The 25,944-nt window shown below is 61.9% G+C and carries 28 protein-coding genes and 1 pseudogene; 17 read left to right on the top strand and 12 right to left on the bottom strand.

Annotation, left to right across the window (positions count from 1 at the left end; translation table 11 throughout):
* Nucleotides 1-19: 19 nt before the first annotated feature.
* Entirely contained in the window at nt 20-1,441 is a 1,422-nt protein-coding gene (locus tag D5261_RS03565) for an HD-GYP domain-containing protein (protein WP_218025701.1), read from the top strand.
* Between the two features lie 15 nt (nt 1,442-1,456).
* Here the strand turns inward: D5261_RS03565 and D5261_RS03560 are convergent, their stop codons facing one another.
* On the bottom strand, nt 1,457-1,687 hold the full coding sequence (locus tag D5261_RS03560; RefSeq protein WP_119323398.1) for a hypothetical protein: 231 nt from the start codon (nt 1,685-1,687) through the stop codon (nt 1,457-1,459).
* 206 nt (nt 1,688-1,893) lie between these two features.
* Between D5261_RS03560 and D5261_RS03555 the strand changes: the two genes are divergently transcribed.
* Nucleotides 1,894-3,192, top strand: a complete 1,299-nt coding sequence (locus D5261_RS03555; protein ID WP_119323397.1) for a hypothetical protein — start codon at nt 1,894-1,896, stop codon at nt 3,190-3,192.
* A 48-nt stretch (nt 3,193-3,240) separates the two neighbouring features.
* Here the strand turns inward: D5261_RS03555 and D5261_RS03550 are convergent, their stop codons facing one another.
* The 4 genes from D5261_RS03550 to D5261_RS03535 all read right to left on the bottom strand — a co-directional run bounded on the left by D5261_RS03550 (nt 3,241) and on the right by D5261_RS03535 (nt 6,578).
* Complete coding sequence (locus D5261_RS03550; protein ID WP_119323396.1) at nt 3,241-4,293, bottom strand: hypothetical protein; 1,053 nt, start codon at nt 4,291-4,293, stop codon at nt 3,241-3,243.
* Nucleotides 4,268-4,846 (bottom strand): RNA polymerase sigma factor, encoded by a 579-nt coding sequence (locus D5261_RS03545; protein ID WP_119323395.1) that lies wholly within the window; start codon nt 4,844-4,846, stop codon nt 4,268-4,270. Before D5261_RS03545 ends, D5261_RS03550 begins: the two co-directional genes overlap by 26 nt.
* 133 nt (nt 4,847-4,979) lie before the next feature.
* Complete coding sequence (locus tag D5261_RS03540; protein WP_125206185.1) at nt 4,980-6,047, bottom strand: hypothetical protein; 1,068 nt, start codon at nt 6,045-6,047, stop codon at nt 4,980-4,982.
* A 93-nt stretch (nt 6,048-6,140) separates the two neighbouring features.
* Nucleotides 6,141-6,578, bottom strand: a complete 438-nt coding sequence (locus D5261_RS03535) for a hypothetical protein (protein WP_125206184.1) — start codon at nt 6,576-6,578, stop codon at nt 6,141-6,143.
* A gap of 329 nt (nt 6,579-6,907) precedes the next feature.
* Here D5261_RS03535 and argC point away from each other — a divergent pair, with 329 nt between their 5' ends.
* The 13 genes and pseudogenes from argC to D5261_RS03475 all read left to right on the top strand — a co-directional run bounded on the left by argC (nt 6,908) and on the right by D5261_RS03475 (nt 19,179).
* Nucleotides 6,908-7,957 (top strand): N-acetyl-gamma-glutamyl-phosphate reductase, encoded by a 1,050-nt coding sequence (argC, locus tag D5261_RS03530; protein WP_119323392.1) that lies wholly within the window; start codon nt 6,908-6,910, stop codon nt 7,955-7,957.
* An 11-nt stretch (nt 7,958-7,968) separates the two neighbouring features.
* Complete coding sequence (locus D5261_RS03525; RefSeq protein WP_119323391.1) at nt 7,969-8,580, top strand: GNAT family N-acetyltransferase; 612 nt, start codon at nt 7,969-7,971, stop codon at nt 8,578-8,580.
* 82 nt (nt 8,581-8,662) lie between these two features.
* Complete coding sequence (gene argJ / locus D5261_RS03520) at nt 8,663-9,928, top strand: bifunctional glutamate N-acetyltransferase/amino-acid acetyltransferase ArgJ (protein WP_119323390.1); 1,266 nt, start codon at nt 8,663-8,665, stop codon at nt 9,926-9,928.
* Between the two features lie 24 nt (nt 9,929-9,952).
* On the top strand, nt 9,953-10,195 hold the full coding sequence (locus D5261_RS03515; protein ID WP_119323389.1) for an antitoxin family protein: 243 nt from the start codon (nt 9,953-9,955) through the stop codon (nt 10,193-10,195).
* A 70-nt stretch (nt 10,196-10,265) separates the two neighbouring features.
* Nucleotides 10,266-10,739 carry an endonuclease domain-containing protein gene (locus tag D5261_RS03510; protein ID WP_119323388.1) on the top strand — a complete coding sequence of 158 codons (474 nt, stop codon included), beginning with the start codon at nt 10,266-10,268 and terminating at the stop codon, nt 10,737-10,739.
* 3 nt (nt 10,740-10,742) lie between these two features.
* Entirely contained in the window at nt 10,743-11,609 is an 867-nt protein-coding gene (gene argB, locus D5261_RS03505) for an acetylglutamate kinase (protein ID WP_119323387.1), read from the top strand.
* Nucleotides 11,610-11,615: 6 nt separating this feature from the next.
* Entirely contained in the window at nt 11,616-12,851 is a 1,236-nt protein-coding gene (locus D5261_RS03500; protein WP_218025700.1) for an acetylornithine transaminase, read from the top strand.
* Nucleotides 12,852-12,897: 46 nt separating this feature from the next.
* Entirely contained in the window at nt 12,898-13,332 is a 435-nt protein-coding gene (locus D5261_RS03495; RefSeq protein WP_165864455.1) for a Clp protease N-terminal domain-containing protein, read from the top strand.
* A gap of 319 nt (nt 13,333-13,651) precedes the next feature.
* Nucleotides 13,652-14,191 (top strand): annotated as a pseudogene (locus D5261_RS33335) (Clp protease N-terminal domain-containing protein); the annotation flags it as partial.
* A gap of 345 nt (nt 14,192-14,536) precedes the next feature.
* The gene (argF, locus tag D5261_RS33330) at nt 14,537-15,502 is read left to right on the top strand and encodes an ornithine carbamoyltransferase (RefSeq protein ID WP_354673121.1); all 966 of its coding nucleotides are present in this window, start codon (nt 14,537-14,539) and stop codon (nt 15,500-15,502) included.
* Between the two features lie 3 nt (nt 15,503-15,505).
* Entirely contained in the window at nt 15,506-16,318 is an 813-nt protein-coding gene (locus D5261_RS03485) for an alpha/beta fold hydrolase (protein ID WP_119323384.1), read from the top strand.
* On the top strand, nt 16,308-17,726 hold the full coding sequence (argH, locus tag D5261_RS03480; protein ID WP_119323383.1) for an argininosuccinate lyase: 1,419 nt from the start codon (nt 16,308-16,310) through the stop codon (nt 17,724-17,726). Before D5261_RS03485 ends, argH begins: the two co-directional genes overlap by 11 nt.
* Nucleotides 17,727-17,778: 52 nt before the next feature.
* Nucleotides 17,779-19,179 carry a GGDEF domain-containing protein gene (locus D5261_RS03475; RefSeq protein ID WP_165864454.1) on the top strand — a complete coding sequence of 467 codons (1,401 nt, stop codon included), beginning with the start codon at nt 17,779-17,781 and terminating at the stop codon, nt 19,177-19,179.
* Here the strand turns inward: D5261_RS03475 and D5261_RS03470 are convergent.
* The 7 genes from D5261_RS03470 to D5261_RS03440 form a co-directional block, all read right to left on the bottom strand.
* Complete coding sequence (locus D5261_RS03470; RefSeq protein ID WP_119323381.1) at nt 19,154-20,383, bottom strand: M56 family metallopeptidase; 1,230 nt, start codon at nt 20,381-20,383, stop codon at nt 19,154-19,156. The two genes, D5261_RS03475 and D5261_RS03470, sit on opposite strands and share 26 nt — an antisense overlap.
* A complete protein-coding gene (locus tag D5261_RS03465) occupies nt 20,376-20,780 on the bottom strand; it encodes a BlaI/MecI/CopY family transcriptional regulator (RefSeq protein WP_119323380.1) in 405 nt (134 codons plus the stop codon). The genes D5261_RS03470 and D5261_RS03465 overlap by 8 nt, the downstream gene beginning before the upstream one ends.
* A gap of 349 nt (nt 20,781-21,129) precedes the next feature.
* Complete coding sequence (locus D5261_RS03460; RefSeq protein ID WP_119323379.1) at nt 21,130-21,762, bottom strand: DUF4142 domain-containing protein; 633 nt, start codon at nt 21,760-21,762, stop codon at nt 21,130-21,132.
* Between the two features lie 124 nt (nt 21,763-21,886).
* Nucleotides 21,887-22,558: a response regulator gene (locus D5261_RS03455; RefSeq protein ID WP_119323378.1), complete on the bottom strand. Its 672-nt coding sequence runs from the start codon at nt 22,556-22,558 to the stop codon at nt 21,887-21,889.
* Between the two features lie 218 nt (nt 22,559-22,776).
* Entirely contained in the window at nt 22,777-24,369 is a 1,593-nt protein-coding gene (locus D5261_RS03450) for a sensor histidine kinase (protein ID WP_165864453.1), read from the bottom strand.
* A complete protein-coding gene (locus tag D5261_RS03445) occupies nt 24,348-24,575 on the bottom strand; it encodes a hypothetical protein (RefSeq protein ID WP_165864452.1) in 228 nt (75 codons plus the stop codon). Before D5261_RS03445 ends, D5261_RS03450 begins: the two co-directional genes overlap by 22 nt.
* Nucleotides 24,576-24,618: 43 nt before the next feature.
* The gene (locus D5261_RS03440) at nt 24,619-24,801 is read right to left on the bottom strand and encodes a hypothetical protein (protein WP_119323376.1); all 183 of its coding nucleotides are present in this window, start codon (nt 24,799-24,801) and stop codon (nt 24,619-24,621) included.
* Between D5261_RS03440 and D5261_RS03435 the strand changes: the two genes are divergently transcribed.
* Both D5261_RS03435 and D5261_RS03430 read left to right on the top strand, forming a co-directional pair.
* Nucleotides 24,802-25,692, top strand: coding sequence for a PP2C family protein-serine/threonine phosphatase (locus D5261_RS03435; protein ID WP_165864451.1), 891 nt, complete (start codon nt 24,802-24,804; stop codon nt 25,690-25,692).
* A gap of 13 nt (nt 25,693-25,705) precedes the next feature.
* Nucleotides 25,706-25,930: a hypothetical protein gene (locus D5261_RS03430; protein WP_119323374.1), complete on the top strand. Its 225-nt coding sequence runs from the start codon at nt 25,706-25,708 to the stop codon at nt 25,928-25,930.
* Nucleotides 25,931-25,944 lie beyond the last annotated feature (14 nt).

The following is a 25,944-nucleotide window of genomic DNA, read 5'->3' as shown; positions in this document are numbered from 1 at the left end:
CTCTAAGATCATGAATAAATTGTCCAGCAAATCTTCCCAATACCGGCGGCGGCGGATCAAGCGGGGCTTGACGGCGATGGCGCCCGCCAAGGCGGCTTTGCTCGCGGGCGTTGTCCTGCTGCTGGCGAGCTGCGTCAGCAGCGTCGCGCTCTATTGCAGCGCTCAGCGCGCGGCCTTCGACGGCATGCGCGCCGAGCTTAGCCGCACGGCCGCCATGGCGGCGACCGTGGTCGATGCGGACGCGCACAAACAATTTGTCTCGCCCGAGCAAGAGGCGTCGCCGGAGTATCGCCGCGCGATCGCCCCGCTGGCGCGTATCCTCACCGCGAGCGGCGACATGAAGTTCGTCTACACCTGCGTGCTGCGCCAGGACAAAGTGTACTTTATTCTCGATCCTACTCCCGCCGGCGACTCCAACGGCGATGGGGTGGACGACAAGTCACATATCATGGATGCGTACCCCGAAGCGCCGCAGTCGATGATCGAAACACTGCGCACCGGGATCGGCGGCTCCGACTCGAAAGTCTATCCTGACCGGTGGGGGAGTTTCATGAGCGGCTATGCGCCGTTGCGGGATTCGCAAGGGAGCCTGGTGGGGATTGTGGGTGTCGATATGAACGCCACTCAATATCTCAAGCATCTGGAGCATTTGCAGAGGGCGCTCTGGGTCGGCTTCGTCATGGCGCTCTTGATGTCTCTGGGCGCCGCGATCTGTGTCTACAGCTATCAGCGCAACGCCCAGGCCGCGTCCGCCGAGCGCCTCGCATCCGCTGAAGCCCTGCGCCGCGCCCATGAAGAGCTGCGGCAAACCAACAACGATTTGGAGGAGCGCGTCCACCTGCGGACGGCGGAGCTGCTGGTCGCTTATAACGCGACCATTGAAGGTTGGAGCCGCGCGCTGGAGATGCGCGACCACGAGACGGAGGGCCATTGCCGCCGCGTCACCGACCTGGCCCTGCGCATGGGGGAGGCGCTGGGCATGAACGATGACGAGCTGAATACCCTGCGTCAGGGCGCGCTGCTGCACGATATCGGCAAGATGGGGATTCCGGATGAGATTCTGCTCAAGCCCGGAGCTCTGACGGAATCCGAATGGGCGATCATGCGCCTGCATCCCGAATACGCCGTCCAGATGCTCCAGCCGATCGAGTTTCTGGAGCCCGCGCTCGACATTCCTCGTTACCATCACGAAAAGTGGGATGGCACGGGCTATCCCTGCGGCCTCAGCGGCGAAGAGATCCCGCGCGCCGCCCGCCTCTTCGCCCTGGTCGATGTGTGGGACGCCCTGCGCTCCGACCGCCCCTACCGGCGCGCCTGGTCCCACGACCGCGTCTGCGAGCATATCCGGGGGCTTGCCGGATCCCACTTCGATCCCGCGCTCACGGAAATCTTCCTGGACGTGGTCGGCGAGGAACAGACGGATCTGCCGCTGGCGGCCTGACACTGCGGCGGCGCGTTAGCCGCGCCCCGAGGTCACGCGGATGGTGTCTTCGTCCAGGGCGTCAACTCCGTCGGGATCGCTGTCGGGGTCGATCTCGCTGTTCCGGCGCAGCGCCTTCGTTTCGCGGCTGTCCGGCTCTTGTTTTTCCGCCGGTTTCCGCGCCTGGTCGATCTCCCGGCGGCGAGTTTCCTGCGACTTGCGGAACGCCTCGTCATTCAAACGCTTCTCTGTTTCGATATTCGCCATTGTGATACTCCTTTCAATTTGCGAAACAGTAGATGGTGTACCCGCGTTCGTGATGAGTGAAACGGGCAATTCGTTGTCGTTATCTCACAATGCCTTCTTTTATACTTTTGCGATTTTCCCGCCTGCCTGTTGAGAATCGTGTTTTCCGTTCGGTAAACTGACGCCAACGTCGCATCGTCGCGCAAGGATACCTCTGAAAACACCTTATGGCCACACGAATCTCGTCATCGTTTCTCGTCGCTCCGGCCGCCGCGCTGGTCTGTTCCCTCCTGTCGCTTCCCGCCTTCGCTCAATCGATTCCCGCGCCTGAGGGCTGGACGCAAAAGGTGGAGGACGGCGCCACCGTTTTTACTCCCGGCGACCTGGCGCCGAAGCAGCTTTACGCGGTCGCGATTTTCCCTTCCGCCGACCTCGCGGGGCAAAAGCTGGAAAGCTGGATGGAGAAGATCATTCGCCGCGATGACCCCGCTCTTGCTTCGCCGTTCCCGCCCGGCGAGATCAAGCATCCGAGCGACAATGTCTGTTCGTACAGCCACGTCTACTCGACGCCGATTGGCCCCGTCGTCACGCTCTACACGGCGCTTGCCAAGGGGCGGGCGTATCTCTCTCGCGTCGTGACCTCACCCGACGAGACGCTGACCGATCGGTATAAGCCGGCGACCGGAGAGATCCTGGACGCCTACTGGCGTCGGGATGACTCTTCAGCAGCAACGCCGCCGGCGGCGCGCAAGCTGGCCAAACAGCAGCGCCCGCCCGAGGATCAGCGCTTCCGCTGGGTCGCGGCGCCCGGCAAGGGACTCACGCCGGCGAAGATCGAGGGGATCGTGCATGAGGGGCATGGGGAGACGCAAATTGGAGGCTACGCGTTTGTCGAGAGCGCGACGCTGCTGCTCAAGGACGGGACGTGCTACTCCGGCATGCAGTGCGCTCCCGCCGACCTGGATGTCGCGGCGTCCCGCCTCCACGAGCCGGGCGCATGGGGGCGCTGGCGGCGTCAGGGTAAATCATTGCAGGCGCGCTGGAAGGGAAACGTCTGGTCGCCGCTCGTCGGCGAGTTTGTCGTGCCGGCCCGCGCCGGAGAACGGCTTTTGGGCAACTTCACCACGGGGTCCGCGATCAATATCGCCGGCAATATCTCGACCTTCCACCGAGGGATCGAGTTTCTGCCCGGCGGGCGTTTCCACACAAGCCGCAGCAGCTTGTTCACAAGCGGCGTCACCTCCAATCTGGCCACGGGAACCAGCATCTCAGCCTACTCCGACGACAACGGGTCGGTGGTTGGGGCCGCTCCCGCCGCCGGCGCGATTATGCCCGGCTCCGCTGCCGTGTCGAACATCAAAAAGCGCAATCCCAACGGCGCGAATGAGGGAGTCTATCAGCTGAGCGGCTACACCCTGACCCTGCGCTACGACAACGGGGAGGTGACGCGCCTGCCGTTCTTTTTCTGGGACGCCAAGAGAGACTACATCTGGGTGGGGACGGAGACGTTTAACCTGGACAAGTGACGATGAAATCCGGCGGCGGGCCTTCACGACCCGCCGCCTCCGGCTTTCTCACTTCGGTCTTTGAATCGTGAACTCCAGCGTTTTGCCGCCGCTGACTGGGACGGTGAATACGCCGTATCCCCGATAGTCCGCGCGCTTGCCCTGGACGGTGACGGTAAGCCGGGGCGCGGCGAGCTCCGCGGGCGTGAAGCTCAGCGCCGGATAGGCCGCCACGGCTCGCGGATCCATGGGCGTCAGGAGGCTGGAGGAGCCGATGCCGGCGATCTCGATGGAGCCGAGGCCGCGCGCGCACCAGAACATTCCCGATTCCGTGTCGTTTCCCCACGCCATCGGCCCCATATTCGCCGTTCCTCGGATACCGCCGCTGTCTTTTTCGCTTTGGATCGCCCAGGCTGCGAACGCATCGTAGTCGTGCGGCGGGATTGCGCGGGCCGCGTCGGCGTCGAGCTGGGTCCGTTCTTTGTCGCTCCAGCCGGATAGGAGAATGGAGCCGAGCAACTCTCCCTTTCCATTGCGTATCTCATGACGCCCAAAGCCGTGAAGCGTTCGATCGATCCCAGCGACGCGGACCTCGACGGCCGGCGGGCGAGTATCCGAAGCGGCGCCTTCGTTGCCCCCGGTCGCGAACAGTTTGCCCTGAGGATCGTCCAGCTCGATCTTCACGTTGGATGATGTTTTGAGAGTCCAGAGATGTTGCCCTCGGTCGCTGAACGCCATGCGCGCCCGGAAATCAAATCCATCGGTCAAACGCGCGGCGACCGCGCCCGTAACGATCGTAAACGCCGCCATGGCGGCGATGACTGCGCTGGCTTTCGACATGGTGTATCCTCCAATGGTGATCGTGCTCGGCTGTTTCGGCGCGCGCTGGTCCCCGCCGGGCGCCGCGCCGATCTGCTGGGCGATTGCGGTCCATGCGGTTTCCGGCGGACGCTCGCTGCGAGTTTGCGCCAGAGCGCCCCAGAGCCCGGAGAGAAGCGCCAGCTCGTTTCGGCACTCGGCGCAGCGCCGCAGATGGCGGCGAATTGGCCACGCGCCCATCGGCGGCAGCGTCTTCGCGGCGAATGCGCGCAGACGCTCATGGTCGATGTGTGGGGACGCCATGGGGTTCCTCCTGATCTTCAGCGCTTAAGAGCTGCTGGAGCTTGCGAGTGGCGACGGAGACGCGCCATTTGACCGTGCCGACCGGCTCTCCCGTAATCGCCGCCGCCTCCGCGTAAGTGAGTCCCTGGCCGGCGACCAGCAGCAGCGCCTCGCGATATTCCGGCGCCAATTGCTCTAACGCGTCGTCCAAAGCGATGGCGGCGATGACGCGGCTCTCCAGCGGCGAACCGGTCTGGGGGAGGGAATCTAGGCTTTCGTCCGTGTCCGCCGGATCGGAGAAGCGGAGCGTTTGTTTGCGGTTTTTGTCCCGCCAGCGCCGGGTGGCGATCCCCAGCAGCCATGTCAGCATCGAGGCGCGCTCCCCAAAACCCGCGCGTCCTTGATAGGCGGCGACAAATACCTCCTGAACCATATCTTCCGCGTCCGCCCGGTCCCCGGTCAGGCGAATCAGATAGCCCATCACGCGCGGCGCATACTGATCGTAGATCTCACGGAAGGCCGCTTGATCTCCGTTCCGGTATTTTCTGATGCGATTGGCTTCGCGCAAGCTCATTCTGGATTCGTCCTCAATAGTAGAGTAGCACGGAGTTCAGAGATCGTTGGCGATTTTGTGGTCGGGGATAAAATAAACGCCCGGCGCGAGCGCGCCGGGCGTTACTGGGGGAGGCGGGAGAGCGATTGCGTACTTACTTCAGGCCCGAAATATCGTAAACATAGGCGCGGGAGACGCCGCCGCTGTTGTCCACGTTTTCGGCGATGCTGAGGGTCGCGCCGGGTGCGCCGTCCTTGGGAACAGGCAGGTAGAAGCGCGTGCGGACGGTTTCGCCGAACTCCGGGCTGTCGTCGGTGTTGTCGTCGTTTTTGACATGCCGCAGGTAACCATCAAACACGGTCTTATCGCCGTCGGAATCCTTGAGAAAGATCTTGAAGGCGTTCGCGGCCGAGATGTAGACGTGCTCATGCGACTGGTTCTTTACCGTCATCACGCCTACGAGCCAGCGCTTGCCGTCCGGCGGATCATTGTCCCCGATCTTGTCGCTGGAGAATGCGAGGGAGTCCAGCGTGATGTCGAAGTAGCCGGCGGGATAGGTCTGCCCGATGACGGCGGGAACGTTCGCGAGCGCCGTCGCGCCTTTGGGATCGGCCGGATCGGCGAAGGGGGCGGCAAGCGGCTTGATCGGGTTCTGCGCGGTTCCCAGAGAGTAGCGCGTGACTTCTTCGCTCGTGCCTTCTCGTCCTTTGTTCAAGATTAGCTTCGGAACGGGGCCGGCGGCGGGTACGACATAGGCGGTCATGAGATCGTCGACCCCCTGGCCCGGCTTGAGCGTGACCGCGAGACTATCCTTGTCCCCCGTATGGATGATATACTGGCTGTCGTCGCGGGTCTTGCCGTCCGCCGCGACTGTCTGGAAGCCAATAAACGTTCCGCCGAGATACAGATCGTCCTTACGTGGGTTCTTGGCGCGGAAGTGCAGCACCAGCAGCTTTTCGTCCGCCTTCGGAACCAGCGCGCCGCCCGCGCTCAGATTGACGCGCGCCACGCTGTACTCCGCGCTCGTGAGCGTAAAGTTCGGTCCGTCCTTGAGCGTGTAAGTCTGCCCGAAGACGCCCTCGCCCCCAGCCATCTGATGCGTCCCCCGCGTGCCGACGGTCGGCTTCGGGGCGGGCTTCTTCTTGGCGGGAACGGCGTGCGTTGGGGAAAGCATCATGCCGGTCATCAATGCGCCGGCGAGAGTGATAGCAGCAGTTTTCAATAGGGATCCGTTTCTCTTGCTTTGATGGTATGACGTTCGCTATCATGACGCGAAATCCTGCTTGCTTGTTCCCAGGCGGCGTGTGACGGATCCTTAACGCTGATTTCGCAATCGACGGACGCGACGCTTGTTTTCGAGGAGGGGCTTGTTCTCAGTTGTTTCAACCTCCTCACGTTTGAAGCGTGATTGTCTTCGCGTGCGTAATATTTCGTTTGTCGTCTCGGCGCGACTGGTCGGAAAGCTATCGCATATACCTTCAAAAGCGTCTTGAAAGACGTGCAGAGCGACTGTGCGTACAAGGGGGCTAGGGTCTTTTTTCATCCCTGCAAGGAGATCGATATGCTTCTCAAACAGCTCCATCCCCGCCTCACACGGGCAAGCTGCGTGAATGGCTTTGGCCCGGATGGTTTCGTCCGGAGATTGTAAATCCGCGAGAAGCTGTTCAGATGTAAGATGGTGATCGTTTCTCATTTTCATCCTCGTAATCATCGCCTCGTGAAAATCTCTTTCTGTATTTCCTATCGTCGCCATCAAAGCTTATGCTTAGGGAATGTACAAGATCCTCTTGACATTGCTTGACAAATCGCCTTTGCGCCGGGTAGACTTTCCGTACAATGTCTTTTCTAGCAGCAAACAACCTGCCGCTGCGTCGTCGCGTTCGTGTTTTGGGAAATGCGTCCGCGACACGCTAAGCGTGGAGAAGGCTCGATTTGATCGAGCCGCGGGCCATTTCCCTTCCTCTTACTGAGGCACGGGAATTCGATGGCGCGCGGCTTTTTGCTTTTGGGGAACGCCGCGCGCCAGTCTTAATGAGTTAAGACGGCGGGCGGCGTTCTTTTTTATTTTGTGAGGCAAAACCAATGACGGATCGGTTGCGAGTGGGGATCGTCGGAGTATCGGGATATGGCGGAGGCGAGCTGGCGAGGCTGCTGGCGGGGCATCCGAATGTGGAGCTGACGTATGTGACGTCGGGGACGTATGCGGGCAAGCCGCTTTCGGCGGCGCTGCCGGGCGTGGCGAAGCGCATCAATCTGACGTGTGAGAAGTTCGATGTGCAGACGGCGATCGAGCGCTGCGATCTGGTCTTTCTCGCCGGCGAGGCGGGGCTGGCGATGGAGCACGCGCCGGCGCTGATCGCGGCGGGCAAGCCGGTGATCGATCTGAGCGCGGACTTCCGATTGAAGAACCCGGCGCACTACGCGCAGTGGTACAAGTCCGAGCACAAAGCGCAGGACTGGATCGACAAGGCGACGTACGGCCTGCCGGAGCTGAACAAAGAAGCCATCAAGGCTTCCAAGCTAATCGCCAATCCCGGCTGCTATCCAACGTCGGCGGCGCTGGCGCTGGCGCCGCTGCTCGCGGCGGACCTCATCGACCGCAAGTCGATCATCATCGACAGCCATAGCGGCGTGTCGGGCGCGGGCCGGTCGAAGTTCGGCCTGGACTTCCACTTCAGCGAAGTCAATGAAAGCATCAAGCCCTACGGCGTCGCGGGCGTTCACCGGCACGTGCCGGAAATCGAGCAGTCGCTTTCGCAAGTCGCGGGCGAACCCGTGCTGATCACATTCACGCCGCATCTGTCGCCGATCACCCGGGGAATTCTCACGACGGCGTACGCCAATCTCAAGGCCGACGCCGGCGATTTGCAGGCGCTGTTCAATACCTATTACGCCGACGCGCCGTTTGTCGTGATATTGGACGCCGGGCAGTTCCCGGCGACAAAGCATACCGAGGGAACGAATTACTGCCATATCGGGATGGCCGTGGACACGCGGACGAACCGCGTGATCGTCATCTCCGCCATCGACAATCTCGTCAAGGGCGCGGCGGGACAGGCGATCCAGAATATGAACCTGTCCTGCGGGTTCGACGAAACGGCGGGCCTGACGATGGCCGCTGTTTGGCCATAGAAAGCACTGCCATGGATCGAATTCGACTGGCGACGACGGACGACGCGGAAGCCGTCCTGCGAATCTACGGGCCGATCTGCGCGGAATCGGCGATCACTTTCGATGTCACGCCGCCGCCGGTGGACGTTTTGCGCGAAGAGATCGCCGGCCTGACGCGTGAGTTTCCGTGGCTGATGTATGAGCGCGACGGAGTCGTCGCGGGGTATGTTTACGCCAGCCGCCATCGGGACCGCGCCGCTTATCAATGGGCCGTAACGACGTCGATTTATTTGGATCCGCAGTATCACCGTCAGGGGATCGGGCGCAGGCTTTACGCCGCGCTCTTCGCGCTGCTGGAATTGCAAGGGTACTACACGGCTTACGCGGGCATCACGCAGCCCAATGAGGCCAGCATCGGCCTGCATGAAAGCCTGGGGTTCAAAGAGATCGGCGTTTACGCCAATGTCGGCTTCAAGCTCGGCGAGTGGCGCAATGTCAGTTGGTGGGGGCTTACCCTCCGCTCGCCCAGCAGCAGCCCGGCCCCGCCGACGCCGCTATACGAACTCGCCGGAACCCCCGAGTTCGAAGCCATTTTGGCCCACCCGCCCGCCGGATGGGCAGGGGTGGCCGAAGCCCGGGGATAGATCATTAGGAGAAGCGCCCGGCGCAGGTCAAAATGGCGCAAAGAATTTCTTCGGCTCTGGCCGGATTTTGGAGTGATCGTACATGGACATTATTCCGGGCGGCATCGTCGCCCCTCAAGGTTTTAAGACCGCCGGCGTTTACTGCGGCATCAAGCGGAAGCGCAACGATCTGGCGCTGATCGTCTCGGATGTCGAGGCGGCGGCGGCGGGCGTCTTCACCACGAATGTCGTCAAGGCGCCGTGCGTCGTGAGCAATCAGGCGTATTTGGAAGAGGGATTGGCCCGCGCCATCGTCGTCAATAGCGGCAACGCTAACGCCTGCAACGGCGATCAGGGCTTCACCGACGCCGTTGCGATGGTGCAGCACGCCGCCGAGGCGCTCGGCGTTCCGATGCGGCGCGTGCTCAGCGCCAGCACCGGCGTGATCGGCCATAAGCTGCCGATGGAGAAGATCATCGCGGGGATCGTCGACGCCGCCGGCAAGCTGCACGGCGAAGAGTGCGACGACACCGCGCAGGCGATCATGACCACCGACACTTTCCCGAAGCAAGTCGCGGTCGAGTTCACCCTGGACGGTAAGACCGTACGCCTCGGCGCCATCGCCAAGGGCTCGGGCATGATCGCGCCGAACATGGCGACGATGCTCGGGTTCATCACCACCGACGCCGCGATCGAGCAGCCCGTTCTTCAGGAGATGCTGCGGCGGGTGGCCTGGTACACCTTCAACTCCATTACCGTGGACGGCGACACCAGCACCAACGATATGACGCTTGTGTTGGCGAACGGCCTCGCCGGCAACAAGATTATCGATAGCCTGGAAAGCGCCGACGCCCGCGAGTTCGAGAAGGCGCTTTTCAGCGTCTGCCTGCACCTCGCCAAAGAGATCGCCCGCGACGGCGAGGGCGCCACGAAGCTGGTGGAAGTGACCGTGCAGAATGTCGCCGTCCCTGAGCACATCGCCAGCGCCTTCGCCGCCAACGGCCGCGAGATCAGTCCCGAGCACCGCGCCGGCTTCCCGCGCTCCGTCGCGAAGACCATCGCCAATTCGCCGCTCGTCAAAACGGCGCTCTTTGGCAACGACCCCAACTGGGGCCGCATCCTCGCCGCCGCCGGCCGCGCCGGCGTCAACTTCGAGCCCGAAAAAGTCGAAATCGCCCTCGCCGGCACTACCGTCTACCGCGACGGCATGCCGACGGATTTCAACGGCTACGTCGTTTCCGAAGCCATGAAAGCCAAGGAAGTCCAAATTCTGGTAGACTTTCACCAAGCGGGCGGCGAAACCGCCACCGTCTGGACCTGCGATTTCAGCTATGATTACGTGAAGATCAACGCGGAGTATCATACCTAAACGAACTGTGATGGGAGAAAAGCCATGACAACGACGGTGGAAGTAGTATATGAGGCAGGAGTGTTGCGCCCGCTAGCTCCAGTGACGCTGGCCGAAGGGACGCATTTAAAGGTAACGTGGACGGATCCTGAAGAGAATAATTATATTTCGCCTGAAGATCGAGCAAAAACGTCATTAGAGATCCTCTTAAGCATCGCCGCGATGCCGATGGAAACGCCTGATGATGGTTTTTCTGGCGCAGATCATGATCGCATATTGTATGCGTGAAGATGCCCCCCGGCCCCCACAGGGGGTGCAGACCATAGCAATGCTGGCGTGATGGATTTGAGGAATTGAGATGGGTTTTGATGGCAAAGGCTACTTGGAGCGATTGCCTGTGACCGATCCGGTGGTTCTTGCGGCGGCGCAACAAATGCGTCGCGAGATGACGCCGATGGAACAGCGCTTATGGAATGCGATTAGTGGAAAGAAGTTGAACGGCTTGCGCTTTCGTTCTCAGCATCCTTTCGGTCGATTTGTGATCGACTTTTATTGTCCGTCATGTAAACTTGCGGTCGAAGTGGATGGGAGTGTGCATGAGGGGCGTGAAGAATATGACGCGGAGCGAACACTGTTTTTACAATCCTATGGTTGTCGAGTTATTCGTTTTCGTAATAACGAAATTTTGAACGATTTGTCAGGTGTGCTGACAAAAATCATCGAAGCCTCTGAAGAACAGATTATCACGTATTCGCCCCTATGGTCTGCACCCCTGTGGGGGCCGGGGGGCATCTTAATTCCCGTGGGGCCGGGAGCATCTTCGGAATCATAACAAATGCCAAACCAAAAACAACCGAACCAGGCGGCCGAAGTCCTGATCCAGGCGTTGCCGTATATCAAGCAATATTCCGGCAAGACGATTGTCATTAAGTATGGCGGGAACGCCATGATTGATGAGACATTGAAGGCCGCTGTAATGCAGGATATTATTCTGATGCGTTATGTCGGGATCAATGCGATCCTGGTTCATGGCGGCGGGCCGGAGATCAGCGACGCCATGCAGCGGATGGGCAAAGAGCCGGCGTTTGTCGGCGGACTGCGCGTCACGGACGCTGAGACGATGGAGATCGTCGAGATGGTGCTGACGGGGAAGACGAATAAGAACATCGTCGCGCACCTGAACAAGCAGGGCGGGCAGGCGGTGGGGTTGAGCGGCAAGGATGGAAACTTGATCGTCGCCGAACGTGAGACGACCAAGGGCGATATCGGGTTTGTGGGACGCGTGGTCAAGATCAATCCTGAATTGCTGCACACGCTGTCGGCGGCGGGGTATATCCCCGTGATCTCCAGCGTCGCAATCGGCGCCGAGGGCGAGAGCTATAATGTCAATGCGGACACCGTTGCGGGTGAGCTGGCGGCGGCGCTGTCGGCGAGCAAATTGATCGTGATGACCGATGTCGAGGGGATCTATCAAGACTTCGCGGACAAAGACAGTTTGATCTCACAGATGACCGTGAAGGACGCGCGCCAGCTGATTACGGACGGCGTGGTGGACAAGGGGATGATCCCCAAGATTGAATCATGCGTCGCGGCTATCGCCGGCGGCGTCGAGCGTGCGCATATTATCGATGGCCGGCTGCCGCACGCTCTTTTGATTGAAGTATTCACCGATCAAGGGATCGGGACGATGATTCGACGGTAAAGATTTATGACACAAGCGCTTTATACGATGGACTCGGAAACGGGGCGGATCGCTCCGGCGGTGGATGAAGAGCAGGCGCGCGCCTGGGACCGTGACAACGTCATGACGACCTACGCGCGTCTCCCGGTGACCCTGGTGCGCGGCGAGGGCGCGAAGGTCTGGGACGCGAAGGGCAAGGAGTATCTCGACTTTCTGGCGGGCATCGCGGTCAACGGGGTGGGGCACTGCCACCCGCGCGTGGTGCGCGCCATTCAGGAGCAGGCGGCGACGCTGATCCATACATCGAATCTCTATTTGACCGAGCCGCAGGCGCGTCTGGCGGCCAAACTCGTCTCGATCAGCGACTTCGAGCGCGTCTTCTTCTGCAACAGCGGCGCCGAGGCCAACGAGGCGGCGATTAAGATCGCCCGCAAGCATGGTAAGAAGGATGGGAGCGCGACGAAGTTTCAGATCGTGACCGCCAACCGTTCGTTCCATGGCCGGACTCTCGCCACCGTGACCGCGACCGCGCAGCCGAAGTACCAGACGCCGTTCGCTCCCGTTGTTCCGGGATTCTCGTATGTGCCCTTCAACGACATCGAAGCGCTGCGCGCCGTGGTCAATGAGGACACCTGCGCGGTCATGCTGGAGCCCGTGCAGGGCGAAGGCGGGATCTATCCGGCGCACAAAGAGTTTCTTCAAGAGGCGCGGGAACTGTGCGACAAGTTCGGCGCGCTGCTGATCTTTGACGAGATCCAGACGGGCGTCGGGCGCAGCGGCAAGTGGTGGGCGTACGAGCACTACGGCGTCACGCCCGATATTATGACGCTTGCGAAGGCGCTGGGCGGCGGCGTGCCGATCGGCGCGTGTCTGGCGCGGGGCGCGGCGGCGACCACACTCGTTCCCGGCGACCACGGAAGCACCTTCGCCGGCAACCCCCTGGCGGCGCGCGCGGCGCTGGCCGTGCTGGAAGCCATCGAGGAAGAGCACCTGCTGGCGAACGCCTATGCGATGGGCGCCTACTTCGTGCATCGCCTCAATGAAGCGCCGCTGCGCGGCAAGATCAAAGAAATCCGAGCCCTGGGTCTCTTGATCGGTGTCGAATTAGTGCAGCCGGACGCGCGCCGGGTGCTGACCGAATCGCTGGAGCGTGGATTGATTATCAACGCCGTTGGGGACAACATTTTGCGCCTGCTGCCGCCGCTGGTCATCACGAAAGAGGATGTCGATCGCGCGGTGGAAATTTTATCGGCCGTGATCTAATTCATTCTGTCCAATGTTCGCTGGGAACCGAGAAGGGAACGAAACAATGCCTGCCATGGGGGATAACCTGACACTGAGCGCCGCCGGCGTGATTTATCGTTCGAAAGAAGAAGCGCGTCGCTTCGGGCAGAACGAAGTGGACACCGAGCACCTGCTGCTCGGCCTGCTGGCGCTGCGCACAAACGTCGCGTGCGCGATCATCACCCGCCTGGGCGTCGACCTCGATGTGCTGCAAGGCGACATCGAGACCGGCGCGGAGTCCGGCGAAGCGCTGCTGCCGGTCTGGAAACTGGAGTTCACCGAAGCCGCGCAAATGGCGCTGGCCCTGGCCGAACAGGAAGCGGGCGAAAACAACGCCGGCGAAATCGGCACGGAGCATATTTTGCTGGGCCTGGTCCGCGAGGAAGAAGGCGCGGCGGGCCGTTTGCTCGCGGAGCACGGCGTGACGACGGAGAAGGTGCGGGGCGAGATCGGGAAGTAGGCTGTGTATGGGCCTTGCGCTCATCCCTATTCCCCCGGCGCTTTAGCGCGCTTTCCCCCTTTTTCCCAACAAGCTGCTTCGCAGGGGAAAAGGGGAGCTATTCATTGAAGCCATTCTCGCTCGACAAGTATGTATGAGGAGCATTCGGCATACGCAAGCAATCTCCTCACGGTCATGTAACGAGTGAATGGACGGCAGTGATCAGCACCCCTTTTCCCCCGCGAAGCGGCTTGTTGGGAAAAAGGGGAAAAGCGCGCTAAAGCGCCGGGGGAATAGGGACTAACGCGGATAAATAGGTCCCACCCCGGAGAAAACAACGATGTCTAAACAATTGACCCTTAACGCGCGGATGGTGCTATTCTCGGCGCAGCAGGAAGCGGCGCGGCGGTCGCATGCGGAGATTACGCCGGAGCATATTTATATTGCGCTGCTGGGCGAGACGGAAGGCGTGGCCGATTATGTGCTGGCGCGTCTGGGCGTCAATGTCGAGGCGCTGACCAAGGCGGCGGACCAGATGGCGGGCGAAGGGGAGAGCGTGGAGCACGATCTGCCGCTGTCGCTGTCGGCGAGCCGCGAGCGGCCGCTGACAACCGAAGCCTCGGGCGTTCTGGATCTGGCGGACGCGGCGGCGAAATCGCTCTACGAATCGTATATCGGCACCGAGCATCTGCTGGTGGCGCTGACGCGTCTCGAGGACAGCCCGATCTCCGCCGCGCTGACCAAGGCCGGCGCGGGCGAGGCGGCGCTGCTCGCCGAAATCTCATTGCTGCAAAATGCGCAGGATCCGACGGACCTGGAAACGCATGGCGGCGGCGATTCGCCGATCATCCGCATGGCGACTCAGATCCTTCAGGAGGCGCTGAAGGAGCAGGTTGTGGAAGTGCATATCGAGCCGCGAGAAGGCGATGTGCGCGTGGCGCATCTGGCGTGGGGCTCGTTCAGCGAGGCGACGACCGTTCCCAAGCATTTTCTGCTCCCGCTGGTGGCGCGCTATCGGAGCATGATCAACTCCCCCGCCGCGCCGGGGACGACCGGCGCGATCACGGTCGCCTACGGCGGCCGCGGTTACGAGCTTCTCCTGTCGGAGCGCTCGACGCCGTATGGCGAAGCGCTCGTGATGCGCGTGCTGCCTCGGCCGCTGCCGGAGACGTGTCCGGATGGGGATGGCGCGCAGCAGAACTTCTCTCCCGTCACTTCGCAGCGCATGGCGGCTCCCGTCGGAGTCTCCCCGATCGCCGATGTCCTCAGCCAGCACGCCCTGCGCGGCCGCGACATTATCGGCATCGAACAATTGACGCGCGCCGAGATCATGCTGATCCTGGATGTTGCGGCCCGGCTCAAGGCGAACAAGTACGATGTCACCCAGACGCAATTCGCGCAGGGGCAGACCCTGGCGCTGCTCTTTGAAAAGCCGTCGCTGCGCACGCGCGTTACCTTCGAGGCGGGCATGACCCAGCTGGGCGGCCATGCGATCTATCTGGAAGGGCGTCTGGGAGTCCGGGAGACCGTTCCGGATGTCGCGCGCAACCTGGATCGCTGGATCGATGGGATCATGGCGCGGACGTTCGCGCACCAGACGGTGCTGGATCTGGCCGAGTACGCCAGTATCCCCGTGATCAACGGCCTGAGCGATCGGGAGCATCCGTGTCAGGCGCTCGCCGATTTCCAGACGCTGGGGGAGCGCAAGGGACGGCTGGCGGGCCTCAAGATGACGTACGTTGGCGACGGCAACAACGTGGCGCACTCGCTGATGCTGCTGGCCGCGAAGGTTGGCGTGGACTTCACCATCGCCTGCCCCAAGGGCTACGAGCCCGATGAGGCGCTCTGGCAGGTCGCGCTGGGATGCGCCGCCGAAACCGGCGCGACGCTGACCATCACCGACAATGTGACCGAGGGCGTCAGGGACGCCGACGCCGTTTACACCGATGTCTGGACATCGATGGGCCAGGAAGAAGAAACGGCGGAGCGCCTGAAGATCTTCGCGCCGTTTCAGGTGAATGCGGAGCTGGTCGCGCTTGCGAAGCCGGACGCGCTGGTGATGCACTGCCTGCCCGCGCACCGGGGCGAGGAGATCACGGCGGATGTGCTGGAAGGCCCGCAGTCGGTCGTGTTCGATCAGGCCGAGAACCGCCTGCACGCGCAAAAAGCCGTCATGTCGCTGGTGCTCTAAGCGATGACGATGGACGCGGCGGGACCGCCGAACATCGCGCATTGGCTCGGCGTGGACGCCGCCGGGCCAGCGGACGCGCCCCCGATCGTCTTTCTGCACGGCGCCAGCTATACGCGCAAAGCCTGGGGCATGCAGCTTCAGGCTCTCGCCGACGAATTTCGCGTCTATGCCCTGGACCTGCCGGGACATGGAAGCTGCTCCCATACCGAATACGATTGGGACGACTCGCTTGAGTACGTCCAGCGCTTTCTTCGCGATATTGCGGGCCGTCCCGCGCTGCTCGTCGGCGTCTCGCTGGGCGGCTGCCTTGGCGTGACGATTGCCGGCGGTGATTCCGATCTTCTGGCCGGCCTGATCGTTTCGGGCAGTACGTTCGACGCGCGCGGCCACGTTTGCTATCTGGTGCTGCGCGGCGAAGCCTGGACCTTTCGCCATCGCGAAGCGCAATTGACCCGGCGCTTTCAACGCTGGGTGCGCGGCCGGCTGCCGTCGGAATTCGCGGAGTCCATTGTCGCGGCCGGCTGCCACTGGGAATCGGCCGCCCGCGCCGTAATTTCCCTGACAGGGCGCGACTTCGTTGCCGCTTTGGGCCGCTACGATGGTCCCGCGCTGATCCTGAACGGCGACCGCGACTGGGTCCATCGCAGCGCCGAAGGCGTATTCGTCCGAGCCGCCCAAAACGCGCGCGCGGCGACCGTTCCCGGCGGGCATATCGCGAACCTGGACGCCCCCGAGGCGTTCACCGCTAAGGTGCGCGAGTTCGCGCGCGAAATATTTGAACACTCCCCAAAGGACAAAGTCAGTCATGTCAGATAAAGCCGTCAATAACGCCCCCAAGCTCTGGGCCGGGCGTTTCAGCCAGGAGACCGATGCGCTGGTGCATCAATTTAACGCCAGCCTGTCCTTCGACCGCCGCCTTTGGCCCTACGATATTCAGGGCAGTTTGGCGCATGTGAAAATGCTGGGAAAGTGCGGAATAATCCCCGCAGAGGACTCGCAAACAATCGTCGCGGGTCTGGAGACGCTGGCGGCGGATCTGGAAACAGGAACCGCTGCGCTGGACCCCGGAGCGGAGGATGTCCACATGGCGGTTGAGTCGCTGCTCACGCAGCGGCTCGGGCCTGTGGCGGGGAAACTCCACACCGCGCGGTCGCGCAACGATCAGGTCGCCACGGACATTCGGCTCTACGTCAAAGACGCGCTCGCGGACCTGGGGGGGAAAGCAGAGCGCGTGCAGAGCCGTCTGATCGAACTGGCGTCTCAAAATTTGGACACGCTGCTGCCGGGCGTCACCCACATGCAGCATGCGCAGCCGGTGCGATTGGCGCACCATCTCTTAGCGTACTTCTGGATGCTGTCGCGGGATCGGGAGCGGCTGGTCGACGCATGGAAGCGGACCGACATGCTGCCCCTGGGCGCGGGAGCCCTCGCGGGAACGACCTTCCCGATCGATCGCCACTTCGTCGCCCAGGAACTGGGCTTCGCGGGTGTCGTCGAGAACAGCCTGGACGCCGTTTCGGATCGGGACTTCGCCATTGAGACCGTCAGCGCCGTCGCGATCCTGATGATGCACCTGTCGCGGCTCAGTGAAGAGCTGATCCTGTGGAGCTCGCCGGAGTTCGGCTTCGTGGAGATGGGAGACAACGTCACCACGGGCAGCAGCATCATGCCGCAGAAGAAGAACCCCGATGTCGCGGAGCTTCTTCGCGGTAAGACGGGACGCGTTTATGGCGATTTGACCGCCCTGCTTACGATCATGAAGTCACTCCCGCTGGCCTACAACAAGGACATGCAGGAGGACAAGGAGCCGCTGTTCGACGCCCTGGACACTGCGTCGATCTCGTTATCGGTGCTCCATACGCTGCTGGAAAATATCGCGTTCAAGATCGAGCGCATGGCCCGTGCGCTCCACGGCGATTTTTCCACAGCCACGGATTTAGCGGATTATCTGGTGCGTCAGGGACTGCCGTTCCGGCAGGCGCACGAAGTTGTAGGAAAGATCGTCGGACGCTGCGTGGCCGAAGGCCGCGCGCTGGAAGATTTGAGCGCCGATGATCTCGCGGAAGCGTCGCCTCTGTTTACGGGGGTGGATGCGCCCGCTTTGATCAGTCCACGCGGAAGCGCCGACGCCCGCGCCGCCTATGGCGGCACGGGGAAGGCGGCCGTGGAGGCGCAGCTCGAGCGCGCCCAATCTTGGCTGGAGGCCCGCAGGCCGGCGGCGTGATCCGAAATCATTTCGGATCGACGCTCGCTGGCGCCGATCCGGAATGAAACCAATGCGCATCAATAAATTGTGGACTTCGCTGGCGTCGATCGCCCTGGTCTCGGTGACCGGGGGCGTGCGCTCTCCGCTCGTCTTTTTGCTTTTTCTGCCGATCTTGATCGTGACGATGCGCAGCCGCGCGCGCTTCGGTTTTTTCGTCGGTCTTCTGATCGCCGCTCTCTATCTCACGGCGGCTTATTTCCAATTGCCGCGCGGCTTCGGCCCCATGTCGGCCGGGATCGCGCTGAGCTTTCCCGCCGTGGCCGCGTTCGTGGCTCTGCTGCACCGGAAGTTTGAGGATCGTTATCTGAGCCTCAGCAGCCGCACGCGTGAGATGAAGACTCTGCTCGACATGTCTCAGATGATGGATTCGGCGTTCGACCTGGATATGACGCTGAATCTGATCCTGCTTAACGTCCAGGAGATCACGCGCTGCCAGGTCTGCGCCGTGTATCTGAAGGGCGACGGCGGCGATATTCTGGAGCTGCGCGCCGCGAGCAGCCCGAGCGATCGCCTGCCCCTCATCTCATCGATCCGCCTCGCCGACGCCCGCGCCGATCAGTGGGCGCTCGACGACAACGCGGCGCCCGGCGCCACCGCGCCGGCGTTCTACGCGCCCCAGGCCAGCCGGGTTTCCGATGAGCCGGCTCCGCCGCTGTATACGCTCGATCAGCGTGTCCGCTCCTTCGCCTGCGTTCCTCTGACCTGTATTGAGGGATTGCTAGGGATGCTATATGTCGGATACGATCTGCCGCAGGGATTGGATGAAGAGGGCCTGCGCCGCCTAGAGCAGCTCGTCGCCCGCGCTTCGTTCCCCTTGCAGCGCGCCCTGCTCCAGCAGGGATTCCAGTTCCTGGCCTTCCGGGACGCCAAAACGGGCCTGGACAACTACCGCCAGTTTGAGCAGAACCTGGTCAGTGAGATGAACCGCGCCGAACGGTACAACCATCGTCTCTCGGTGATCCTGCTCGATATCGATCACTTCAAGAACTTCAACGACACCTACGGCCATCCGGCGGGCGACGCCCTGCTGGCCCAGCTCGCTGTAGTGCTTCAGAACTGCCTGCGCGGCGCGGACCGCCCCGCACGCTATGGCGGCGAGGAGTTCGTGGTGCTTTGCCCGGAAACGGGGAAAGAAGAAGCGCGCCTGATCGCCGAACGCATCCGCAAAAGCGTCTCCGAAACTCGCTTCACGCTGGTCCAGGATCACGAAACAAAAGGCGGCGCCGCGCCGGACGCCCAGCCCACCGTCCACGTCACCGTCAGCCTCGGCTTCGCGACCTTTCCGCAAGACGCCCGGTCCTCGATCGACATCGTCAAGCGCGCCGACCTCGCCCTCTACGCCGCCAAAAACGCCGGCCGCAACACCGTCCGAGGCCACGAAGACATCAGCTCACGGATCGCCGTGGGCTGATGTCTCCATTTGCATTAGGATTTCGGACTGGCGACGGCGATTTTGCATTGGGAAGATAGCGTATGCTGCTCGTTCCCAAGATCAGCATGACAATTGCGACAACGCAGAGATTATCCAGACGCGTCGCTGCGTCCGTAAGCGTTCGCAGCCGATTCTTGTCCAGAATAGAGGCGAGACGGTCGCCGACTTCCGAATGCGAGGCCATGGCGACTGCTCCTGCCGCCTTTCGTTTTGCGTTCTTCAATAACCGCGCCACATCGAGCAAATGGGACGCATAGTCCGGCGCGGATATGCCGGCCAGCAGCACGGCGTCGTCGCACGCGATCTCCGCTTCCTTCCGCATCTGCTTCGCCAAAATCCATAACAGCGGATTGAAACAGAAGAACGCGCATAGAAACTGCGCGAGCGTCTGCGTCAGCCAGTCGCGGCGGGCAATATGGGCGCATTCATGCAGAATGACGGCGCGCAAACGCTCCGCCGGCCACTGCGCGGCGTCACCTGGCAGCAGCAGGATTGGCCGCAGCCATCCCCATGTCATCGGCGCGTCGCCTCCCAGACGAATCTGAACTCGCTCCATTTTTGGTGGCAGATATTCGCGTATACTGGTCGCGGCCGACTGAGAACGATTCGCCAGGAGCTTGAGTCCAATCATCATCGCGACCAGTCGGGTGATCAACCCCATTCCAATAATTTGCGCGAGGAGTTCCACGACTCCGAGCGGAGTAATGTAGCCGCTGCCTGTGTATGTGGTGAATTGAGGAAGTCTGTTCGGAGACACAGTAGTGCTGGTATTCGGATGATGCTTCATCACTTCTTCCATGGGCTGAAAAAATGCTTGAGTGATGGTATGCGATCCGTTTTTGTCGAAGACTGTGATGACCTTGATGGTCGGCCCGATGGGAATCCGAAACTCCTGCGCGGGAAGAGTTCGGTTAATCGTCGCGAGCGTCCATGACGGCAGCAAGGCGAGTATGGGAAGACTGAAGGCAGCGATCATTGCGCCTGCAAGAACCATATATCGAGTCGCGGCGGAGGCTTGAACGCGCATGGCGCGGACCAGCAGCAGCGCAACCCCGGCAATGAGGCAGATTTTTGCCTGTAAAGTCCAGAAGTCATGCGTGATCAGCCTCCACAGATCGAACTTCGCGAGAAAGCACAGGACCTGGATAAATAGCTTGTAATTTCCCCAATCACTGTTACCCATGGGGTGGTTCTCCTTCCTCGGCGCGAGCCTCCGCAATCAATTGCGAAAGCCGATCCAATTCAGCGTCGGAAATCTCCGTGTCGCGGTCGGAGAGAAACGTCTTGACGGCGCTTTCCAGACTTCCTGAGAAGAACGTCTGCACCACCTGACGCAGCGCCGTCCGAGCGGCCGTCTGCGGCGCGAGGGTGGGGAGATATAAATAGCGCTTGCCGTCTTCTTTGTGGCGCACGTGGCCTTTGTCTTCGAGAATGCGCAGCAGCGACCGGACGGCCGAATAGGTCGGCGGCTCCGGCATCGCCTCGCGCACTTCGGACACGGACATGGGATTGCGTTCGTACAGCGCATCCAAAATCTCCCGCTCGCGGCGGCTGAGACCCTGGCCGATCATCTTTGGCATGGGGCGACTCCAACGTTCGGATGTGCCAGAAGATTAGCACATATCGCGCGCCGCGTCAAGAGATGTGGCAAAAGATTGGCATATTGTTTTTGAATGAGCGCCGAATAGAGTGATGGGAGTTTACTGGGGTAGGTTTCCCACAACCGTCAGCGCATGCGGTCCCCGGTTATGAAACCCGGGTCTTGGGAGCGGCAAGAGTCGCTAAGCGTCCGTGCCGGACGCAAATGCCAGCAATCGCACACAATTTCTTCCGTCCGGAACGGACGGTTAGTCGCGAAGCGACTCCCAAGGCCCGAGTTTTATACTCGGGTTCGATGCTATCGTGCAAGACTACCCCAGTGAGGCCGGGCTATAACGTCTTCAGAATGTTTTTGGTGTGAACGACGTGTTCTTTGAAGGTCGCGAGCGCCAGCATCGCCAGGTGCCGTCCGTGCATTTCGGGCATACTGGTGTGGCCGGTGGAGTTCGCTAGGTACGTTTCGGCGAGATCGCGCAGGAACTCGTGGTTCGCAAGCTGGGCGGAGATGTATGTCTTGTCAAAGTCCGCGCCGGCGGGCAGTGTCTTGATCTTTTGCAGTGTGGCGCGCGCCTTGGCGTCCATGGGCGGAGTCGGCGTGTTCAGGCTTTTCAGGACCGTGGTGACACCGATGGCTTCGCGCAACTCGAAGTTCGCGAACTCCTTCGCGGCGGGATCGGTCGCCTTATCCACCGCGATCTGACTGGTGAGCAGGGACAGCGTGGCTGGTCCGATGACGCCCATGCGGAACTGCTTTTCCGTTGTCGCGTGCGGCGACGGCATGAGGTAGTTATGGCCGGTGTCGGCCTCCGGCTGGTGCGGCGCCATGGCCGCCTGCGCCTTCTGGGCCAAGCCCATCGCGGCGACTCCCAGGCCGGCGGCGGCCATGCGCGTCAAGAACGCTCGGCGGCCCGGGCTGTCTTGCGCGATCTCTTCCGATTCGTGGGTTGTTTCTATGTTCGACATCAAATTTCTCCTGAGTGGTGATTCCGTGAAGCTGACTGCTGGGACCGACGGTGTGTCAAGCTTTACCCCAGCGAGTCTGGAAATAACCGGTTGTGGAGAAAGATCAGTCGTTTGTAATGAGGTGTTAACCCGTCTCCAGGGAAATGACCCCGTGCCGCGCCGCCCAGACGACGGCCTGGACACGATCAGAGACGCCAAGTTTGCCGATGATGTGTTCGACGTGAGTTTTGACCGTGCCTTCGGAAACGAAGAGCAGGCCGGCGATATCGCGATTGTTCAGTCCGGTGGCGAGCAGCCGCAGGACTTCCAATTCTCGTGTGCTGAGAGGCTTGATCAGATCGGCGTCGCCCGCGCCTTCGGGATTGACGCTGCGCAGCGAGCGGCTGAGGTCTTTCGGGGAGATAAGCGCGTCGCCGCTCGCCACAACGCGCAGTGAAGTTAACAATTCTTCCGCGCCAACGCCTTTGAGCAGATATCCGGATGCGCCGCCGGCGACCGCGCGCGCCATGTAGGTGGGGTTGTCGTAGGTGGTCAGCATGACGACGCTGATTTCGGGATGCTGGGCTTTGATCGCTTGCAGCGTGTCGAGGCCGTCGCCGCCGGCCATGCGGATATCGAGCAACAGCAGACGCGGCCGCACGGTCTGAAGAAGCGCCATTGCCTCCTTACCCGAGGCGGCCTCGCCGATCACCTGAAACTCCGTGTCTTCGAGCAGGCTTTTCACGCCGTCGCGCCAGATTCCGTGGTCATCCACCAGGACGATTTCGACGGTTGTTAACGTTTGTTCTTGTGTCATATCGTTCTCATTTGCATTCCAGCTTCTACTTACCCCGGCGCTTCGCGTGCTCCCGTCCTGGCAAACCCACCCCGGCGCTTCGCGCCACCCCTCCCGCCGACGGGAAGGGTGATTTCAGAGCGTGTTATCGCAAGCAGCTTCTGTAAGAGGCAATCCTACAAACCCTTCCCGTCGGCGGGAGGGGTGGCGCGAAGCGCCGGGGTGGGTTTGCCATCTCCTCACCGAATCACCGGAAAGATCGCATGGATCTGTGTTCCTTCGCTGGGCGAGCTGCGCACCGTGAATGAGCCGCCCATGAGGCGTGTGCGTTCTTCCATGCCTTGCAGGCCGACGTGGGCGTGGTCGCCGGCGCTTTCGTCCCGCTGGAAGCCGCCGCCCCAGTCGCGGATGTCCAGGGCAAGCTGTGTGGAGTTTTCCTGCATGCGCGGTTCGCGCAGCAGCATCAGGCGGACGCGGTCGGCGCGGGCGTGCTTGCGGATATTGGTCAGCGCTTCCTGCGCGACTCGGTAGACGGCGGTCTCCAGGGTTTTGTCGAACCGCTCGCCGGCGATGTTGTGCAGGAACTCGGCTTCCGCCCAGCCCGCTCGCGTCTTTTCTTCGGCGAATAGCTGCTCCAGAGCGCCCGCGAGGCCGAGGTCGTCGAGCGCCAGCGAGCGCAGGCCGTTGACGAGCCTGCGCGATTCAATCACGGCGTCGCTGAGATAGCGAAGCCCTTTGTCCAGCTCGCGCATGGCGCGCTCGCTGCTGCCCTTGTGGTAGGCGATTTTGAACGCCTCCATATGCATGTGCGAGGCCATGACGAACTGGGTAAGACCGTCGTGCAGATCGTATGCGACGGCGCGGCGCTCTTCTTCCTGGGCGTTGATCAGGCCGCTTACGAGCGCCCGCTGGCGTGACAGCATTTGCAGGTTGTGGATCGCCACGGCGGCGTGCGCGCCGAGCGCCTGCACGGAGATTTCGTCCGCTTCCGAGAAGTGATCGGCGCCCTGCTTGTTGGTCAAATACAGGCTGCCGAGAATGGTGTCGCCCTGACGGATCGGCACGCCCAGAAAGCTGTCCATCGGCGGATGGTTTGGCGGGAAGCCGTGCGCGTTGGCGTGGTTGGAGAGCACGTCCATGCGCAGCGGCTCGGAGCGCCGCAGCAGCAGGCCGAGGATCCCCGCGCCGTGCGGACGCGGGCCGATCGCCGCCTCTTCCTCGGTGGTCAGGCCGACGGTCACGAACTCCAGCAGGCCCTGGCCGTCCGGACGCGCCACTCCCAGCGCTGCGTACTGCGCCCGCGCCAGAGTCCGTGCGGCGTCGGCGATATGTCTGAGCGCTTCGACCCCGGTCCGGCTCGCCAGGATATCGAGCGCCACGCGGCTTGCGGTTTCCAGAACGACGCCTTTATCTTCCTCGAACGCCTCCAAGGCCGCCAGCCGCTGCGCGGACACGCGCGCTTCCGTGGCGTCCCGGACAAACAGGACGCTTCCCGTCACCGATCCGTCTTCACGATGGATCGGGCCGACATTCATGATCACATCGATACGCGCCCCATTCGCCCGTCGATGCACGCCTTCCACGCCTTCGCTCTTCGCGCCGTTCTCAGCGCGCTCGAAGATGCGGCGCGTGGGAAGATCGCCGCCGTCTAAGAGAGTGTCCAGAGTTAACCCAATCGCCTCTCCAGCCTGATAACCATAGATGCGCTCCGCGGCGGCGTTCCAGCAGACGATCCGCCGGGCGCGATCCAGCGCGACGATCCCCTCACTGGAGATCTCGAGCACCGACGCCAGAGTTTGGCTGGTAGAGGTTAAGGGGTGTGCGTCTGACATAACTTTTCGGCGCAGCGTCGATCCAAAGCTCGCAGGGCTCGGCGAGCGAGGGCGTTGTCCGGATCCACGAGCAATGCCCGCTGATAAAGCGCGGCCGCCTGCGCCGGCATGCCCGCGATTGCGACACATGCGCCAAGGTCTATATACCGCGTCGCCAGTCCAATCTCCTTCGGTATCTCAGGGAGAGCGCTGAGTGGGGCGTCCATGGCTTTTACTCCTTCGTCTTCAATATGCTGTGGGGGAATTGTATCATTTCGGCGCGGTGCGCGCCATCGGCGAAACGGCGGATTTTGTGATGGCGACGGAAACAGAATCCGTCCAATGGGGGATGGCGCGGCGCTCGCGATTTGCTAGAATGGTGTTCAAGGCAGGGTTGCTGCTTTTGAGGGAGCCCTGCCGAAGATCGTTTCCGTGGAGGCTGGGATGACGCAAATGAATACTTCGCCTGTTGTGAAGCCGAAAAGTAGGGGACGACTGGAACTGGCGGTGACGGCCGGAGATTGCGGCGCCTGCCAAACACAGGTCGATCGGTGGACGGATAAGGTTTCGTCCCAATTCCGGGATCTGAAAGGGCGAGAAAGCCGACTTCAGGACCATCTGCGCAACATGGTCGCGCCGGTCGAAATCGAGCATGCGCCGGGTTTGGATATCGGCGTCAAATATGAAGCGGTCACGCCGGGCTTGACGTTTGGCGGCGATTTCTACGATGTCTTTCCAATCGGCGGCCACTGTTATGCGTTCGTCGTCGGGGAAGCCGGCGGCGAGGGGCTGGAAGCGGCGGAGCAGGCGGTCGTTTTGCGCTTGTTGGTCCGTTTCGCGCTGTGCTCCACCCAATCGCCGGGCGAGGCGGCGGCGCAGGTCAACCGTCTTTGCGTCCGAAACGGCGCTCTCGCCAGTTCCGCAAGCTTATTCGCCGCGGTTTACAACACGCGGACGGGAACGCTGATTTATGTCAACGCAGGACACGAGCCGGCGCTGCGCCGCCGCGGGCGCACGGATCGCGTCGAGCTGCTCGCGCGCACCGGCCCCCGGATTGGCGAAGGACCTGTGGATGATTTCGCGGAGCGCGCGACGATCCTGGGCGTGTCCGATACGCTGGCGATCTACACCGACGGCTTGATTGAGCATGCTCCGCGCTGCAATCCCTCGCTGGGCGTCGCGCTGCTGATGCGCCGCGTCTGCTGCAACGACTCAAACAGCGCCGCGCAGCTGGCGGAATGCGTGTTCGCGGGGACGCGCGGCGCGGCGCCTCCGAGTCTCTTTCGCGACGACGCTTGTCTGATGACGGTTATCCGCACGGGCGATCCCATCGCTGAGGGTTAAGAGGCGATTTGCCATGAGCGTCACTCACAACGGTCAGCGCCTGACATGCGATGGGCCGGGCTGCATGGCGACGGCGAATGTTCTCGTCGCGCTCCGCTCTCTTTTGAACGGAGTCGCGCCGTCATCGGTTTCCGGCTGGCTGCATGTGGTTCGGGAGGAGCGGTGGATGCATTACTGCCCCGCTTGCGAGCGCTGGTATCTCGCGTCTCTGGCGGAATCCGATCGCATCCATTCGTGAAGTCATGTGTGGCG

Source organism: Capsulimonas corticalis, from assembly GCF_003574315.2.
Lineage (GTDB): Bacteria > Armatimonadota > Armatimonadia > Armatimonadales > Capsulimonadaceae > Capsulimonas > Capsulimonas corticalis.
Note: the sequence above shows the minus strand (reverse complement) of the source record. Positions and strands in the feature narration are given on the sequence as shown.